This window comes from Agrobacterium tumefaciens (assembly GCA_025559845.1).
Taxonomy (GTDB): domain Bacteria; phylum Pseudomonadota; class Alphaproteobacteria; order Rhizobiales; family Rhizobiaceae; genus Agrobacterium.
On record CP048470.1, the window covers coordinates 1,479,455 to 1,494,210 of the forward strand.

19 protein-coding genes are annotated in these 14,756 nt (G+C 56.7%); 7 read left to right on the top strand and 12 right to left on the bottom strand.

The window, feature by feature from the left end; translation table 11 throughout:
* Positions 1–24 precede the first annotated feature (24 nt).
* From FY156_23100 to cydX, 3 genes are read left to right on the top strand one after another with little or no spacing between them, the layout of a single operon-like run.
* Complete coding sequence (locus FY156_23100; protein ID UXS04363.1) at positions 25–1,602, top strand: cytochrome bd-I ubiquinol oxidase subunit CydA; 1,578 nt, start codon at positions 25–27, stop codon at positions 1,600–1,602.
* Positions 1,603–1,607: 5 nt separating this feature from the next.
* The gene (gene cydB / locus FY156_23105; GenBank protein ID UXS04364.1) at positions 1,608–2,765 is read left to right on the top strand and encodes a cytochrome d ubiquinol oxidase subunit II; all 1,158 of its coding nucleotides are present in this window, start codon (positions 1,608–1,610) and stop codon (positions 2,763–2,765) included.
* A gap of 21 nt (positions 2,766–2,786) precedes the next feature.
* Positions 2,787–2,909 carry a cytochrome bd-I oxidase subunit CydX gene (cydX, locus tag FY156_23110; protein ID UXS04365.1) on the top strand — a complete coding sequence of 41 codons (123 nt, stop codon included), beginning with the start codon at positions 2,787–2,789 and terminating at the stop codon, positions 2,907–2,909.
* Between the two features lie 58 nt (positions 2,910–2,967).
* On the opposite strand, the gene FY156_23115 is transcribed toward cydX, so the two are convergent.
* From FY156_23115 to FY156_23150, 8 genes are all read right to left on the bottom strand, one after another.
* Positions 2,968–3,939, bottom strand: a complete 972-nt coding sequence (locus FY156_23115) for an asparaginase (GenBank protein ID UXS04366.1) — start codon at positions 3,937–3,939, stop codon at positions 2,968–2,970.
* A gap of 66 nt (positions 3,940–4,005) precedes the next feature.
* Positions 4,006–4,194: a hypothetical protein gene (locus FY156_23120; protein ID UXS04367.1), complete on the bottom strand. Its 189-nt coding sequence runs from the start codon at positions 4,192–4,194 to the stop codon at positions 4,006–4,008.
* 80 nt (positions 4,195–4,274) lie between these two features.
* Positions 4,275–4,691 carry a DUF3597 domain-containing protein gene (locus tag FY156_23125; GenBank protein UXS04368.1) on the bottom strand — a complete coding sequence of 139 codons (417 nt, stop codon included), beginning with the start codon at positions 4,689–4,691 and terminating at the stop codon, positions 4,275–4,277.
* A gap of 12 nt (positions 4,692–4,703) precedes the next feature.
* Positions 4,704–4,955: a GlsB/YeaQ/YmgE family stress response membrane protein gene (locus FY156_23130; protein UXS04369.1), complete on the bottom strand. Its 252-nt coding sequence runs from the start codon at positions 4,953–4,955 to the stop codon at positions 4,704–4,706.
* Between the two features lie 134 nt (positions 4,956–5,089).
* Positions 5,090–5,947, bottom strand: coding sequence for a carboxylating nicotinate-nucleotide diphosphorylase (locus FY156_23135; protein ID UXS04370.1), 858 nt, complete (start codon positions 5,945–5,947; stop codon positions 5,090–5,092).
* Position 5,948: 1 nt separating this feature from the next.
* Positions 5,949–7,490 (bottom strand): L-aspartate oxidase, encoded by a 1,542-nt coding sequence (locus tag FY156_23140; GenBank protein UXS04371.1) that lies wholly within the window; start codon positions 7,488–7,490, stop codon positions 5,949–5,951.
* A complete protein-coding gene (gene nadA, locus FY156_23145; GenBank protein UXS04372.1) occupies positions 7,487–8,458 on the bottom strand; it encodes a quinolinate synthase NadA in 972 nt (323 codons plus the stop codon). Before nadA ends, FY156_23140 begins: the two co-directional genes overlap by 4 nt.
* A gap of 69 nt (positions 8,459–8,527) precedes the next feature.
* The gene (locus FY156_23150; protein UXS04373.1) at positions 8,528–9,430 is read right to left on the bottom strand and encodes a hypothetical protein; all 903 of its coding nucleotides are present in this window, start codon (positions 9,428–9,430) and stop codon (positions 8,528–8,530) included.
* Positions 9,431–9,618: 188 nt separating this feature from the next.
* Between FY156_23150 and FY156_23155 the strand changes: the two genes are divergently transcribed.
* On the top strand, positions 9,619–10,116 hold the full coding sequence (locus FY156_23155; GenBank protein UXS05220.1) for a thermonuclease family protein: 498 nt from the start codon (positions 9,619–9,621) through the stop codon (positions 10,114–10,116).
* Positions 10,117–10,182: 66 nt separating this feature from the next.
* Here FY156_23155 and pyk read toward each other — a convergent pair whose 3' ends face one another.
* Both pyk and FY156_23165 read right to left on the bottom strand, forming a co-directional pair.
* Complete coding sequence (pyk, locus tag FY156_23160; protein UXS04374.1) at positions 10,183–11,622, bottom strand: pyruvate kinase; 1,440 nt, start codon at positions 11,620–11,622, stop codon at positions 10,183–10,185.
* Positions 11,622–12,104: a DUF1036 domain-containing protein gene (locus tag FY156_23165; protein ID UXS04375.1), complete on the bottom strand. Its 483-nt coding sequence runs from the start codon at positions 12,102–12,104 to the stop codon at positions 11,622–11,624. The genes pyk and FY156_23165 overlap by 1 nt, the downstream gene beginning before the upstream one ends.
* A gap of 194 nt (positions 12,105–12,298) precedes the next feature.
* Between FY156_23165 and FY156_23170 the strand changes: the two genes are divergently transcribed.
* The 3 genes from FY156_23170 to FY156_23180 all read left to right on the top strand — a co-directional run bounded on the left by FY156_23170 (position 12,299) and on the right by FY156_23180 (position 13,820).
* A complete protein-coding gene (locus FY156_23170) occupies positions 12,299–13,087 on the top strand; it encodes an amidohydrolase (GenBank protein UXS04376.1) in 789 nt (262 codons plus the stop codon).
* 19 nt (positions 13,088–13,106) lie between these two features.
* Positions 13,107–13,412, top strand: a complete 306-nt coding sequence (locus tag FY156_23175; GenBank protein ID UXS04377.1) for a DUF1244 domain-containing protein — start codon at positions 13,107–13,109, stop codon at positions 13,410–13,412.
* Between the two features lie 153 nt (positions 13,413–13,565).
* Complete coding sequence (locus FY156_23180) at positions 13,566–13,820, top strand: DUF2312 domain-containing protein (GenBank protein ID UXS04378.1); 255 nt, start codon at positions 13,566–13,568, stop codon at positions 13,818–13,820.
* Positions 13,821–13,877: 57 nt separating this feature from the next.
* Here the strand turns inward: FY156_23180 and FY156_23185 are convergent, their stop codons facing one another.
* Both FY156_23185 and rpmJ read right to left on the bottom strand, forming a co-directional pair.
* On the bottom strand, positions 13,878–14,498 hold the full coding sequence (locus FY156_23185) for a hypothetical protein (protein ID UXS04379.1): 621 nt from the start codon (positions 14,496–14,498) through the stop codon (positions 13,878–13,880).
* 98 nt (positions 14,499–14,596) lie between these two features.
* The gene (gene rpmJ / locus FY156_23190) at positions 14,597–14,722 is read right to left on the bottom strand and encodes a 50S ribosomal protein L36 (protein UXS04380.1); all 126 of its coding nucleotides are present in this window, start codon (positions 14,720–14,722) and stop codon (positions 14,597–14,599) included.
* Positions 14,723–14,756: the final 34 nt, after the last annotated feature.

Below are 14,756 nucleotides of genomic sequence, written 5' to 3' on the forward strand. Positions count from 1 at the left end.
TGAAGAAAAAGGTGGGGTAAACACATGGAACTCGACATCGTGGCGCTATCGCGCCTCCAATTCGCAGTTACTGCCTTATATCATTTTTTGTTCGTCCCTCTGACACTTGGTCTGTCGGTGGTGATCGCCATCATGGAAACGGTCTATGTCATGACCGGCCGGACGATCTGGCGGCAGATGACGAAATTCTGGGGAACACTGTTCGGCATCAACTTCGTGCTCGGTGTATCCACCGGCATCGTCATGGAATTCCAGTTCGGTATGAACTGGAGTTATTACAGCCACTATGTTGGTGACATCTTCGGGGCGCCGCTCGCCATCGAAGGCATGATGGCGTTCTTTCTGGAAGCCACCTTCGTTGGTCTCTTCTTTTTCGGCTGGGATAAACTGTCGAAGGTTGGTCACCTGATCTCGACCTGGTGCGTTGCGCTCGGTTCGAATTTCTCTGCACTTTGGATCTTGATTGCCAATGGCTGGATGCAAAATCCTGTCGGTTCGGCTTTCAATCCTCAGACCATGCGCATGGAAGTGACGGATTTTTTCGAAGTTCTGTTCAACCCGGTCGCTCAGGCGAAATTCGTCCATACAGTTTCGGCTGGCTATGTAACGGCCGCAATCTTTGTCCTTGGTGTTTCAGCCTGGTATGTGCTGAAGGGACGCCATGTCGATCTTGCCAAACGCTCGATGACGGTTGCGGCCTCGTTCGGACTTGCTTCGGCTCTCTCCGTCGTCGTGCTGGGCGATGAGAGCGGTTATCTCTCAACTGAACATCAGAAGATGAAACTCGCCTCTATCGAAGCGATGTGGGAAACAGAACCGGCACCTGCTCCCTTCACCGCGATTGGTTTTCCCGATCAGGAAGCACGCGAAACCCATTTCGCCGTTCATATTCCCTGGGTCATGGGCCTGATCGGCACACGCTCGCTCGACACCGAAATTCCTGGTATCAACGATCTCGTCAAGCAGGCTGAAAACCGTATCCGTGACGGCATCAAGGCCTATGATGCACTGATGCAGATTCGTGCCGCCGGCAAGGGTACGCAGTTGCCTGAAGAAGTACGCGGCACCTTTGCGGAACTCGGGCACGAACTTGGATATGCATTGCTGCTCAAGCGCTACGTCGACGATCCGAGACAGGCGACAGACGAGCAGATCGCCAAGGCCGCGACAGATACCATTCCGCACGTCCCGACCTTGTTCTGGTCGTTCCGCATCATGGTCGGGCTCGGCATCTTCTTCATCCTGTTGACGGCAACATTCTTCTACCTGTCAGCCCGCCGCCGGTTGGATCACTATCCTATCCTGCTGAAGGTGGCCGTGTTTGCCATTCCGCTGCCGTGGATCGCTGCGGAAATGGGCTGGATCGTCGCAGAGTTCGGCCGTCAGCCGTGGATCATCGAAGGTGTGCTGCCGACCGCCGCTGCGGTCTCCAGCCTCAGTGCTTCGACGGTTCTGATTACGCTCCTGTGTTTCATCGCCATCTACACGGTTCTTTTCATCATCGAGATGGGGTTGATGCTCAAGGCGATCCGCAAGGGGCCTGATCCGGACAAGGAACCGGAGGCGCCGCTCGTTCCCGAAAAACTCGTCGCTGCGGAGTAAACAACATGATCCTGCACGAACTTATCGACTACGAAATTCTCCGCCTTATCTGGTGGTTGCTGCTCGGCGTCCTGCTGATAGGATTTGCGGTCACCGGTGGTTTTGATCTCGGTGCTGGTGCGTTGCTGCCTTTTGTCGCTAAAACCGACATCGAGCGGCGTGTCGTCATCAATTCCATCGGCCCAACCTGGGAAGGCAACCAGGTGTGGCTGATCCTTGGCGGTGGTGCCATCTTTGCGGCCTGGCCACCCCTTTACGCGGTGTCCTTCTCGGGTTTCTATCTGGCGATGTTCGCCACCCTGTTTGCGCTCATCTTGCGGCCGGTGGGGTTCAAATATCGCTCCAAGCGCGAGAGTGTAGTGTGGCGCACAAGCTGGGACTGGGCCTTGTTCGTCGGGGGCTTTGTACCTGCCCTGATCTTTGGCGTTGCGGTTGGCAACGTACTTCAAGGTGTGCCGTTCCACTTCGATGACGACCTTAGGATCTTCTATGACGGCACGACACTGTTCGAACTTTTGAACCCCTATGCCATTCTCTGCGGTCTTGTGTCCGTTGCCATGCTGCTGATGCATGGTGCGGCATGGCTGATGCTGAAGACGGACGGTGTCATCGCCGAACGTGCCAGAGCATTCGGGACAGTTGCGGCTCTTGCCACGACCGTTGTCTTTGCGCTTGGCGGCATTTTCCTGTGGCTCGGCGTTGATGGTTACCGCTTCACGTCCGAGATTGCCACCGGCGGTCCGTCCAATCCGCTTGGCAAAACGGTTGAAGTGGCAAGTGGTGTCTGGTTCCAGAACTACACGACATATCCGTGGATGATGGTTGCGCCTGCACTTGGCCTTGGTCTGCCGCTGATCGCTTTTGTTTTCATTCGTATGCGCAAGGCAGTGATGGCACTTCTCGCCAGTTCTCTGGCAATCTTCGGCATCATCTCGACTGTCGGGCTTTCGATGTTTCCCTTCATCCTCCCGTCCTCGGTCGATCCGAAGTCGAGCCTGACTGTCTGGGATGCTTCATCGAGCCATCTGACGCTGTTCATCATGCTGGTTGTTGCGGTGATCTTCGTGCCGATGATCGTTGCTTACACGACCTGGGTCTATCGCGTGCTGTGGGGCAAAGTGGATGAGAAGGCGATCCGTGATGAAAGCGGACACGCGTACTGAGATCAAAGAAGGAGATCGAACATGTGGTATTTCGCCTGGCTGCTCGGCCTGCCTCTCGCCGCCATCTTCGCCGTCATGAACGCCATGTGGTATGAATTGATGGAAGAAAATGCCAGGAAGGCAGAGGTTCAATATAACGAGTAAATCTGTTCTCTCGAGACAGTATAAAAGGCGACTTCCGATGTGGAGCCGCCTTTTTTCGTTAGTGCATCGCGTCGACGGTTTCGTCGAATGCATCCCGGATGGCGTCAGCATCGGCGCCACTTGCCAGAAGAGCGGCCAGGAGAATACGTGCCTGGCCCGGCCGCAATGTACGTGAATGGATGGCTCCTGCTTTTGCCAGGTCGTGCCCACCGCCCCCGCCACCATAACTGGGCGAAAGTGCGCCGTCGGGCACACGACTGGAAATGATGACCGGCAGACCCTTGGACGTGCATTCTTGAGCCGCCTCGACAATCACCCGATTGGCGTTGCCCGATCCAAGGGCCTGCAGCACGATGCCGTGTGCACCTGCCTCTACACTTGCCTTGATCTGTGTGGCGTCGCAGCCGGGATAGATGGCGATCATGTCCACCCGGACCGGATCAACCCGACCAGATAGTTCGAGTTTTGCTTTCGTCGTTTCGCCACGGGCATTTCGAAATGCGTCGGCCTTGTCGCTGCTGAATTTGTATGCGCCCCATGCCGATACAGTTCTGCCACCAAAGGCGATCTGAACACCACGCGCAGCATTGACGGCGTCTGACGCGAGCGAAATTGCATGGTGAAGATTAGTTGGACCATCAGAACAGGGATGGTCGGCAGCAAATTGTGCGCCGGTGAAAATCACGGGCTTTTCGATGGCGTTTTGCAAGTGAACGAGAAGCGCGCTCTCTTCCATCGTGTCGGTGCCATGCATCACCACGACACCACGCACCTCTCCGTCAGTGATTTGCTGTTTCACGGCATCGCTGATCGATTGCATGTCGGCGAAGGTAAGGCTGGAGGAATCTTTCGACATCAGATTGACCGTGCGAAGACGCGCATCGACCTCGGGAAGAACGGAAAGAAGGTCATCACCTGTCAACGCGGGCTTAAATGCTCCGTCCTCGCCACGTTTGCTTGCAATTGTTCCGCCGGTTGCGATCACCGTGACGAGTGGTGTTGATTGCGCCTCTTTCACTAAAAACCTCATCCTGTTGAACTGTGGCGCTTATAGCATGTTCACAAGATGGCTCCACTCTTTGTGGTTGAGCACGTTTCAGTGGATGGAGATGCTGCGCTTGTCAGCTTCCTCTTTAATGATGTCTTCGACGACCGCACGTTTCAGATGCGGATTTCCCAGAAGATAATCTTCTGCAATCTCGAAGATTGATTTCGGATTCTCGGTCTTGTGAAGGGTGTCGAGGTCTCTGCCGATCTGTTCGCGCAGGCTGTCGTAGTCGTCCATTTCTTTTCTCCTTGCGGGACATGGCCGGGCCGACTGGTTCGTTGAAAAGGCCAGGGGTGTTACCCCTGGCCTCCGGCATGTCAATCAAGCAACTCGGCTGGCAGCTTGCCGCCATTTTCCGAAAGTTTTTTAATGACCGCTTTGTGAAGCCACATATTCATCGCGGCGGAATCTGATGTGTCGCCGGGATAATGCAGTTCGGCGGCCAGTTCTTTGCGGGCGCTGAGGCTGCTGTCGAGGTCGAGCGCCTTGAGAAGGTCGACGATGGAATGTTTCCAGTCGAGTTTCTGACCGTTTTTCTTGACGGCAGCGTCCAGGATGGCGGCAACATCGACTGCTCCGGCTGGGGCGGGTGCAGCACCTGTTGCGGTTGGCTGCGCAGGTGCCGGTGCCGCAGGCGCAGGGCTGCCCGATGGTGCAGGCGAAGGCGCTGCCGTTTCAGTGGCGGCCTCGGCCTTTCCGAAGATGGCGTTTTTGATTTTGTCAAAGAAGCTCATTTCATTCTCCCTTTAGCGGCGAATCGCTCGCCCTACGGCGATCAGTATGCACGCGCCTATGAAACCTGCGATAAGGTATCCGAGCCATCCCCCAAGGGAAACGCCCACAAGTCCAAGCAGAAAATTCGCGACAATCGCACCGATGATGCCGAGAATAATATTCATGAAAACACCCATGTTGCTTTTCATGAACTGTTCGGCAAGCCACCCTGCAATGCCGCCGATGATAATGGCCGCAATCCAGCCAACCTGTGCATCTTCCATAACACGCCTTTCCTCTCTGATAGCGATCCGCTGATAAAGACAGGTTTTTGCACGCATTCGTCCCCCGCCTAGAAGCACGGACCTCATGGCAAGGCGATAACGGATATGTGAGACGTTTGTTCCGGTATCCGCTCTCAACAGTTGTGGGAAAAATCTAGGCCGATATCGAGCACCGGCGCGCTGTGCGTCAGCCATCCAACGGAAATCAGGTCAACACCGGTTTTCGCGATGGTGGCAGCCGTTTGCGGATTGATACGGCCCGAGGCTTCTGTGATGGCTTTGCCAGCGACGATATCAACGGCTTCACGCAACATCTCAGGGCTCATGTTGTCGAGCAAAACAGCGTCGACGCCTTCTTGCATCGCTTGCCTCAGTTGGTCGAGCGTATCGACTTCCACTTCAATTTTGACGAGGTGGCCGACACTAGCCTTTGCGCGGCGAATTGCTTCGGCCGTGCTGCCTGCAACAGCGATATGATTGTCCTTGATGAGGACTGCATCGTGAAGAGCAAAGCGATGGTTCATGCCGCCACCTGCACGGACGGCATATTTTTCCAGGGCGCGAAGGCCGGGTGTTGTCTTGCGGGTGCACGCCACTGAGGCTCTTGTTCCAGCAATGGCTGCTACGATACCGGCCGTAACCGAGGCTATGCCTGAGAGGTGGCCAAGAAAGTTGAGTGCGGTGCGCTCGCCGGTCAAAAGGCCGCGCGATGGGCCTTCTATTGTCGCGATGATGTCGCCGGGATCGACCGCTGAGCCGTCATTCACCTGCCTTTTCATCGTAATGGCTGGGTCGACAAGCTGGAATGCAAGTTCTGCGGCATCCAGGCCCGCGATGACACCCCTGTCGCGCGCAGCCATGACAACTGTTGAACGATGGTCTGCAGGGATCACGGAATCAGAGGTTATATCGCCTGCAAGCCCCAGATCTTCCATCAGGGCAATGCGAACCGGTGCTTCAATCACAAGACGTGGCAAGGGGGAGAGGGGCATGTCAGGCACTCCGAGCGATGGTGTTGGAAGAAATATCTCGGGCAAACGACAGGATCTCGTCGAGGCAAAGACTGCGTCTTTCCGCAATTCCCTTCAGTGGAAAATCATCGCGAAAATGCGCACCGCGCGATTCCTGGCGCAAGGCGGCAAACACGGCAATCGACAGGCCGACGATTGCCGGGTCGGAGGCTGGGCCGTTCTGCTCGGTCAGTTGCAGAAGGCCGGCGATCGCCGTTTTCAGGCCGGCTGCATTTCTGGTGATGCCGAGATGCCGGGAGACAAGCGGGCGAACAATACGTGGATCGGCTTCCGCAAGGGAACCGATTGCGCTTACACCGGCAGGCAGAGGCGCTGAAAAAGAGCATGCATCTTGTGCGGCGCGCATGCCCATGACGGCTGCCTCGAGCAGCGAGTTACTCGCAAGCCGGTTTGCACCATGCAATCCCGTGCAGGCTGCTTCGCCCGCCACCCAGAGGCCGGGCAGGGAACTGCGGCCATTCCGATCCGTCGCGACGCCGCCCATGTGGTAGTGCACCGCAGGCCGCACCGGGATCAGGTCGCGGGATGGATCAACGCCGGCCTCTTTGCAAAGCCGGTCAATCGAGGGGAACCGTGTTGAAAACCGCGATCCAAGCGCCTTGCGTGCATCGAGGAAAACCCGACCGCCACGGACAATCTCCCGTTCGATGGCGCGTGCGACGATGTCGCGTGCAGCCAGCTCCTGACCGGGAATATTTGCCATGAAACGTTCGTTTTTTTCATTCAGGAGCGTGGCGCCTTCACCGCGTACGGCTTCGCTGACGAGAGCCAGGGGGCGCCGCGCCGAGGCTAGCGCGGTGGGATGAAATTGGACAAATTCCATATCGGCGAGCATGGCACCGGCCCGTGCCGCGAGCATGATGCCCTGCCCGAAATTTGCCGTTGGATTGGTCGTTGCATCGTAAAGCCCGCCAATCCCTCCGGTTGCCAGGATGACCTTGCCGGTCAAAAGGGTGAAAGTGCCTTTTTCACCTGCGCAATGGAGGCCGGCCACGATGCCATCGTCTGCAATTAGCCGGCGCACATCCACGCCAGTTATGACTTCGATGGAGGGCGTCTGCAGCACGGCTGCGGTGAGTGCTCGAATAATGGCTGCGCCTGAGCCATCTCCCTCGGCATGGATAATGCGCCTGCGGCAATGGGCGGCCTCCAGTCCGAACAGCAATTCGCCTTCGGCGTCGCGATCAAAATGCACGCCATTTTTTTCCAGCGCCGCAACGATCGATGGGGCGGCTGCGAGAATATCCGCAGCCATTTCTGGAGCAGACAGGCCATCGCCTGCCGCCAACGTGTCGGCCAGATGAAACGCAACGTCGTCGTCCGGAGCCAGACTGGCAGCGATCCCACCCTGTGCCCAGGCGCTAGATGTTTCACGACCCAGTGCGCTTCGTGTCAGAAGGGCAACGGGTTCAGGCGAGACTGTCAGCGCGGCCATCAGTCCGGCAATACCGCTACCAACGATAACGGTTTTTCCGGTGTGCTGCCTTAGACGTTCCGGCGTCATACTGCCAACATCCTCTCAACCGAGCGGCGGGCAGCGACAGCAACCTCGGCATCCACCGTCACTTCATGCCTGTTTTGCTCGAGTGCGCTTCGGATGTTGGCAAGCGTGATGCGCTTCATGTGTGGGCAAAGATTGCAGGGGCGGATGAATTCTACGTCTGGATGATGGACGGCCACGTTGTCGCTCATCGAGCACTCGGTCAACAACACGACGCGGGCAGGTCGCGCCTGGCCGACATAGTCCGACATGACGGCGGTCGAGCCAGAAAAATCGGCAGCGTCGACGACATCTGGCGGACATTCCGGATGCGCCAGCACCGTGACGCCCGGATAGCTCTCGCGCAGCTCGCGTATATCGTCGGCGGTGAACAGTTCGTGGACTTCGCAGTGGCCGCGCCAGGCAATGAGCTCCACCTTGGTCTCGCGAGCGACATTCTGTGCGAGATATTCGTCCGGCAACATCAGTACGCGTGGGACGCCAAGCGATTCAACCACCTGGCGCGCGTTACCGGATGTGCAGCAAATGTCTGAGGCGGCCTTAACCGCTGCTGATGTGTTGACGTAAGTCACGACAGGAACGCCGGGATAGGCCTTGCGTAAAAGAGCAATGTCTTCGGGCGTGATGGAATCCGCCAGGGAGCAGCCTGCGGCCATATCGGGGATAAGCACTGTTTTGCTGGGGTTCAGCAGTTTGGCCGTTTCGGCCATGAAATGAACGCCGGCCAGAACGATGACATCCGCCTCCACTTCCATTGCCTTGCGCGCAAGCGCGAGACTGTCTCCGACGATGTCGGCAACGCCGTGAAAGATCTCCGGCGTCTGATAATTGTGGGCGAGAATGACGGCGTTGCGCTTGCGCTTCAGCTCCAGAATCGCCTCGACGTCATCTTGAAATCCCATCCATTCGGCTTTGGGGATCACGCGGCTGACGCGGTCATAAAGGGCTGCGGAGGAAATTCGTTCGTTCATAGCGCTCTCCCAATTATACTCATATTGAGTATATATCGGTCAAAGAGATATTCTCAATTAGAGCATATGTCAATTGCGTGAGAGAGGCAGCTTTGTTCCGGAGAGCGCGCGTTCATCAAGGATGGTCTGTCGGAAGCGGAAAAGCTTCGCGGGACGTCCACCCGTTTCGCTGGTCACCTCGCCGGTTTCCTCGACCAATTGCTGTTGTTCGATCAGGCGACGGAAATTTTGCTTGTGCAAAGTCAGTCCGGCGAGCGCCTCGATGGTCCGTTGCAGTTGCAGGAGTGTAAAAGCATCGGGCATCAGTTCGAAAACAACCGGGCGGTATTTGATCTTGGCACGCAGGCGTGCGATCCCGGTTGCAAGAATGCGGCGATGATCGGCAAACATCGGCTTGCCGAAATTGATATGTGGCTCCGTCTGTGCTTCGGTTACGAGCCCGGCCTCGTAGAGAAGTTCATAGCGCTGCAGCGTGAGATCCTCGTTCCAGCCGCCGCCGTCCATTCCGAAGGTGAAATCGGCACGCAAATGGCGCTGGCTTTGGCGTTGAGGGTCGGAATCTGCCCAGGCGCGTAGCTTTTCAACGAGTTGATCCAGCACCGCCGGGCGGCCACGGCGGTGATCTTCCCAAGGGAAATAATCGTACCACCCCCACCACGACGGTCGTTTGCTGTCGCTTGTTTCCTGTTCTCGAACCAGTCCGAGATAACCGATGGAGATTGTTCTTCCGCCGAGAATGTCATTGTTCCGGTCTCGGTCGGCAAAGGTGTAGAGCTGTTCCAGGTAACCAACCGGATAATGGGTCTGTTCATGAATCCATTCGCGAAGCCCGCTTTGCAATGTCCTGTGGCCGAACTCGAACGGCCCGGAAGGCAGAGCCTCTCCCGTCCTGACGGTCATCACTCGCGGTTCTTCTGCAGTAACAGCGGTGACGACGGCAATGAGTTCGGCGTGGGCGAGCCCGATTGTCACGGTTATTCCTTATCGCATCTGATTGATTTACTCACCTTTTGGCACAGGAACGTTGCCGCGCCAACTGCGGCTGCTTGTTGCGCGAAGGCAAAAGTACGGCAACTTTTGTATGCGGCCTTTTAATGTAATCATTGCAATTGCTGTTATGCTTTGTCCGTTAACCTGTTGTCCTTGATCATCACGGAGAGATTGTGCGGCAATTTGCAGTTCTGCTTTTCCAGATTGCGATCGTTATCGGCTTGGGAATTGCAGGCATTCGCACCGCATCGTACTTGAATGGCGAGGTTTCCGAGCCGGCGGCACGTCTTGCCACTCATACGGAGATGGTATGGACGACGGCACCAGTGCGCGTGAATGTCGAGACACAGAATTTCGAGCGTATTTCCACCCCGCCGGATCCCTTTCCCTTGAAAATGCATGCCGACCAAAGTTTTCGCGTCACCTCCAACAACGGGTTCGTCTTCAAGGAACAGGAGTATCGGCTTGATGGCGTCGAGACCGTGGAGCGCAACAAAGTCTGTCTCGATCTTGAAGGACGACGTTTTGCCTGCGGGCTGAACGCGTTTAAGAAGCTGGAAAATCGTATCCGGGGAAAATATCTGGAATGTCGCGTGGTCGGGCAGGTCGAGCAGGTGTCGCTGGTTGAATGCCAGATCAATGGCCAGGACGTGCGGGCAATCCTCTGACGTACAACGCTCCAAAAAAAAGCCCACCAAATGGCGGGCTTCTTCGTTGATATCGGGATGTCGGGATCAGACGCCGCTCTGGCCGTCGGAGCCGATATAGGCAATGCGCACCATGTTGGTTGCGCCTGGCGTGCCGAGCGGAACGCCTGCCGAAATGATGATGCGGTCGCCGGGCTTGCCGAAACCTTCGGAAACAACAATGCGACATGCGCGGTTGACCATGTCATCCAGATCATTCGCATCGCCGGTGACGACGCAATGCAGACCCCATACGACCGATAGGCGGCGCGCGGTCTGAATGATCGGCGACAGCGCAATGATCGGAACCTGAGGACGTTCACGCGAAGCGCGAAGACCCGTCGTGCCCGACGATGTGTAGGTCACGATCGCAGCAAGCTTCAGCGTTTCGGCGATCTGGCGTGCGGCCAGCGAAATCGCGTCCGCACCCGTGGCTTCCGGCTGGGCGCGCTGTGCGTAGATGATGTTCGAATAATGCGGGTCCTGTTCCACGGTGCTGGCAATGGATGCCATGGTGGAAACGGCCTCGACCGGATAATCGCCAGATGCGGATTCGGCAGAAAGCATGATCGCATCTGCGCCTTCGAAAACGGCGGTTGCAACGTCGGAGACTTCGGCGCGGGTCGGAACCGGTGCGGAGATCATCGATTCCAGCATCTGCGTTGCAACGACCACCGGCTTGCCGGCGCGGCGGCAGGCGCGGGTTAGCTGCTTCTGGATGCCCGGAACGGCTTCAAGCGGCATTTCCACACCGAGGTCACCGCGGGCGACCATCAAGGCGTCTGAAAGTTCGATGATTTCCTCGATGCGTTCGATAGCCTGCGGCTTTTCGATCTTGGACATCAGGCCGACGCGACCGCGAGCGATCTTGCGAACTTCTGCCAGATCTTCCGGACGCTGAACGAAGGAAAGTGCGACCCAGTCGACTTCGTTGGTGGCGAGAACAGCGTCAAGGTCAACGCGGTCCTTATCAGTCAGAACGCCGACGCCGAGCAGCGTATCAGGAAGACTGATGCCTTTACGATCGGAAATCTTTGTGCCGGAAACAACTGTGGTCACGATGCTCTTGCCATCGCTCTTTTCGGCGCGCAGGTGCAGCTTGCCGTCATCGATCAGCAGGCGATGGCCAGGCTTGACGGCCTCGAGAATTTCCGGATGTGGCAGGAAAACGCGGGTGTTGTCGCCGGGCGTGTCGTTGTTGTCGAGCGTGAAGGTCTGGCCTGGAACGAGATCGACCTTGCCTTCAGCGAATTTTCCGACGCGCAGCTTGGGACCCTGCAGGTCGGCAAGAATGCCGATAGGACGGCCGTTGCGGCTCTCGACCGAGCGGATGCGCTGAATGAGCGTCCGCATCACGTCGTGGCTGGCATGGCTCATGTTGATGCGAAAAAGATCGGCGCCGGCAAGATGCAGCTTCTCGATCATCGCCTCTTCGGAGGAGGCGGGACCAAGGGTAGCAAGAATTTTGACTTTGCGATTACGCTTCATCAGTTTTGACTTTCCTGTGTGCCTGGCGTGTCGGAAAGCTGGACCATCCAGCTACCCTGTCTGCCCGTGTCGTATTCCTTGAAACCCATTCTCTGGAAGCTGCGCGCGTAGCAATCGTCTACACCGCTGATCTTGAACTCGTTTTCCGCCACGCACATGTTGACGTCACCGGTCCATCGGCCGCCACGGGCGGCATCTTCGGCATAGAGATAATAATAGCGGGACTGCAATTCGCCCTCTATCAGCGTCGCGCAGGTGGAGGCAGGAACCTGCCACCAGCCTTCGCTGACCCAACCCTCCTGCGCCCGGTAGCCGATAGCGACGCCGACGAGGTTTTGCGTGCTGTTGCAGACGCGAAAATCCGCAAGAGCAGGCTGCGCAATGAAGAGCGGGGTTGCAAACAATGCGGCTGCGGAAAAAAGACGAGCAAGATTCCGATACTTGCGGGGAAGAGCGAAGAATGACTGAGTCACGGCTTCCATCCGGATTCCATGGTTATAATGAACACACTTCTTGGCGCGGTCGCCCAAGAAAGTCAACGCGAGTTTAATCGATTATATTGGTTGTCGGATCGTGAGTGCGGTAGGGTAGATAGCGGTTCTTCCGCCTAAACTTGCGCGCGGCCTCAAGCCATGCCATCAAGTTTCTCTCCTCAATCCTGTCCCAGAAAACATCGATGAACGACTTCATACCCTATGAAATCATAGAAGGCGAATATGACAAAGGCATGGTTCTTCTGGCAGACCATGCAATGAACCTTCTTCCGCCACAGTACGGTAAACTTGGCCTACCGCAAGCCGCTTTTGAGCGACATATCGCATTTGACATCGGGATAGAAGGGTTGACGCGATCACTTGCCGCCCGGCTCGGCGTTCCTGCGGTCATGGGCCGGTTTTCGCGACTGCTGATCGATCCGAATCGCGGAGAGGATGATCCGACGCTCATCATGAAGATTTCCGATGGTGCCATCGTGCCCGGCAATCATCCGATCTCAGATGAAGAGTGGCAGCAGCGGATAGAGACCTATCATCGCCCCTATCACAATGCCGTGGGTCAGGTGCTTGGCAAAGTCGAAACCGTCACCGGGAAGGCGCCGCTGGTGCTGTCGCTGCATTCCTATACACCGTTCTGGAAGGAAACGCCGCGTCCCTGGCATGCGGCGGTTTTGTGGGATAGCGACCATCGCGCTGTTCGCCCGCTTCTAGCTGGTCTGCGCGCCGCCAATGATATCCTTGTCGGTGATAACGAGCCCTATGACGGTGCGCTGAAGGGCGACACCATGTACCGCCACTGCATGATCAAGGGCATTCCCCACGCGCTTCTCGAAGTTCGGCAGGATCTGATCGGCAACGAGGCGGGCATAACCACTTGGGCGGAGCGGCTTGCTCCCATTTTTGCGGTAATGAACGACGATCCCGCTCTGCACGAATATCAGGTGTTTGCGTCGCGGACCGGGCCATATTGACGGATTTCGGAGTTTTGCCATGACCAAAGATAAAGACTTGCAACAAATGGAATTCGAGGCGGCGGCTTTCCGTCGCCTTGTGCAGCATCTTCGCGATCGTCACGATGTTCAAAACATCGATCTGATGAACCTCGCAGGCTTCTGCCGCAATTGCCTGTCCAACTGGTACCGGGAGGCTGCCGAGGATGCGGGTGTTGAGATGAGCAAGGATCAATCCCGCGAGATCGTCTACGGCATGCCCTACGACGATTGGAAGAACCGCTATCAAGGTGAGGCAAGTGCTGCTCAAAAGGCTGCATTTGAGGAAAACAAGCCAAAGGAATAATGCTGTATCGCAGGAAACGACTTGACGTAACGCCTGTCAGTGGGCAGTTCACAGGCCGGAATTCCTGCCGCACGATTGATGGCAACAGGCGAAGGTTTCGCCGACTGAACGAACAAGGCTCATGAAAGAGCCGCCACTACAAAGGAAAGAATGATGGACGAAACAGCGACCACCGAAACCGTAGCCGCCGCCGAACTGCGCCAGTTCATCGAGCGCGTCGAGCGTCTCGAAGAAGAAAAGGCCGCTATCCAGGGTGACATCAAGGATGTGATGGGCGAAGCCAAGGGACGCGGTTACGATACCAAGGCGATCCGCACCATCATTCGCCTGCGCAAGAAAGACGCCAACGAGCGTATCGAGGAAGAGACCATCCTCCAGACCTACATGGCTGCGCTCGGAATGGAATGATCTCCGCTTTTGCAGATCCATAAAAAGAAATCGCCGCTTATGCGGCGATTTTTGTTTTTAGCTGCGTGTTCCCGCCAGCTTCTCCGAGAGATCGCTGGCTTCCTTTCGGGCTTCCTTGTCTGCCGGATAGACCGCGAGATATTGCTCCCACGCCTTAAGGGCCAGTTCATCGCGGCCGGACGCTTCGAGAATGTTCGCGAGGCTTGCCAGCGCAGGAAAGTGCCTTGGTTCTTTTTCCAGCGTCAGATTGATGTCGGCCATGGCCTTGCGGGTATCGCCATCAGCAAAGTGTACCATGGCGCGGCGGTAAGGCGCCTGCGCAAAGTCGGGGTCGAGCAGGATGATCTGGTCGAGGAAGTCGTATGCGGCGGCATTTCGCTTTTCGTCCGACGCTTCCGAAGCCCAATGCATCAGCAGATTGATCGTGGCGCTGCCGGAATCATTCCATTCGGCGACAATCTGGTTGGCGAGATTACGTGCCTTCACCGCGTCGCGTTCTTTTTTGAGCGACTCAAACAGCGTATCGACGGTCTGGACAGGGGCCGGGGCGATCTCTTCTATCGCCAGGGGCGTGGGCTGAGACGCCTGTTGCGCTGCTGCGTGGCCGATCGACAGCGCGCCGATCAGCATAAGGCTCTGGGCAAAAACAACAGACGTACAAAAACGATTTGGGCGCATTCGGATAGATTAATCCGCGCGCGCCCAATATCAAATGCAAACTTTGTATCTATCAACAATGTGATCCGCGTAGAAAACGCAAACCGCAGAGCAATCAATCAGCCCTGACGAGCCTTGAAGCGCGGGTTCTGCTTGTTGATGATGTACACGCGGCCCTTACGGCGAACCAGGCGGTTATCGCGATGACGGGCCTTAAGCGCTTTAAGCGAATTCTTGATCTTCATTTTACTGGTCCGCAGTTTTGCACGGCTTCCACCG

Bases quoted from the DNA above. Each gene is read 5' to 3' on its own strand.
- FY156_23170 (UXS04376.1), top strand. From the start codon at position 12,299: ATGAACGACTTCATACCCTATGAAATCATAGAAGGCGAATATGACAAA.
- cydB (UXS04364.1), top strand. From the start codon at position 1,608: ATGATCCTGCACGAACTTATCGACTACGAAATTCTCCGCCTTATCTGG.
- FY156_23185 (UXS04379.1), bottom strand. From the start codon at position 14,498: ATGCGCCCAAATCGTTTTTGTACGTCTGTTGTTTTTGCCCAGAGCCTT.
- rpmJ (UXS04380.1), bottom strand. From the start codon at position 14,722: ATGAAGATCAAGAATTCGCTTAAAGCGCTTAAGGCCCGTCATCGCGAT.
- cydX (UXS04365.1), top strand. From the start codon at position 2,787: ATGTGGTATTTCGCCTGGCTGCTCGGCCTGCCTCTCGCCGCCATCTTC.
- FY156_23175 (UXS04377.1), top strand. From the start codon at position 13,107: ATGACCAAAGATAAAGACTTGCAACAAATGGAATTCGAGGCGGCGGCT.
- FY156_23130 (UXS04369.1), bottom strand. From the start codon at position 4,955: ATGGAAGATGCACAGGTTGGCTGGATTGCGGCCATTATCATCGGCGGC.
- FY156_23165 (UXS04375.1), bottom strand. From the start codon at position 12,104: ATGGAAGCCGTGACTCAGTCATTCTTCGCTCTTCCCCGCAAGTATCGG.
- FY156_23135 (UXS04370.1), bottom strand. From the start codon at position 5,947: ATGCCCCTCTCCCCCTTGCCACGTCTTGTGATTGAAGCACCGGTTCGC.
- FY156_23140 (UXS04371.1), bottom strand. From the start codon at position 7,490: ATGACGCCGGAACGTCTAAGGCAGCACACCGGAAAAACCGTTATCGTT.
- FY156_23115 (UXS04366.1), bottom strand. From the start codon at position 3,939: ATGAGGTTTTTAGTGAAAGAGGCGCAATCAACACCACTCGTCACGGTG.
- nadA (UXS04372.1), bottom strand. From the start codon at position 8,458: ATGAACGAACGAATTTCCTCCGCAGCCCTTTATGACCGCGTCAGCCGC.
- FY156_23180 (UXS04378.1), top strand. From the start codon at position 13,566: ATGGACGAAACAGCGACCACCGAAACCGTAGCCGCCGCCGAACTGCGC.
- FY156_23120 (UXS04367.1), bottom strand. From the start codon at position 4,194: ATGGACGACTACGACAGCCTGCGCGAACAGATCGGCAGAGACCTCGAC.
- FY156_23100 (UXS04363.1), top strand. From the start codon at position 25: ATGGAACTCGACATCGTGGCGCTATCGCGCCTCCAATTCGCAGTTACT.
- pyk (UXS04374.1), bottom strand. From the start codon at position 11,622: ATGAAGCGTAATCGCAAAGTCAAAATTCTTGCTACCCTTGGTCCCGCC.
- FY156_23125 (UXS04368.1), bottom strand. From the start codon at position 4,691: ATGAGCTTCTTTGACAAAATCAAAAACGCCATCTTCGGAAAGGCCGAG.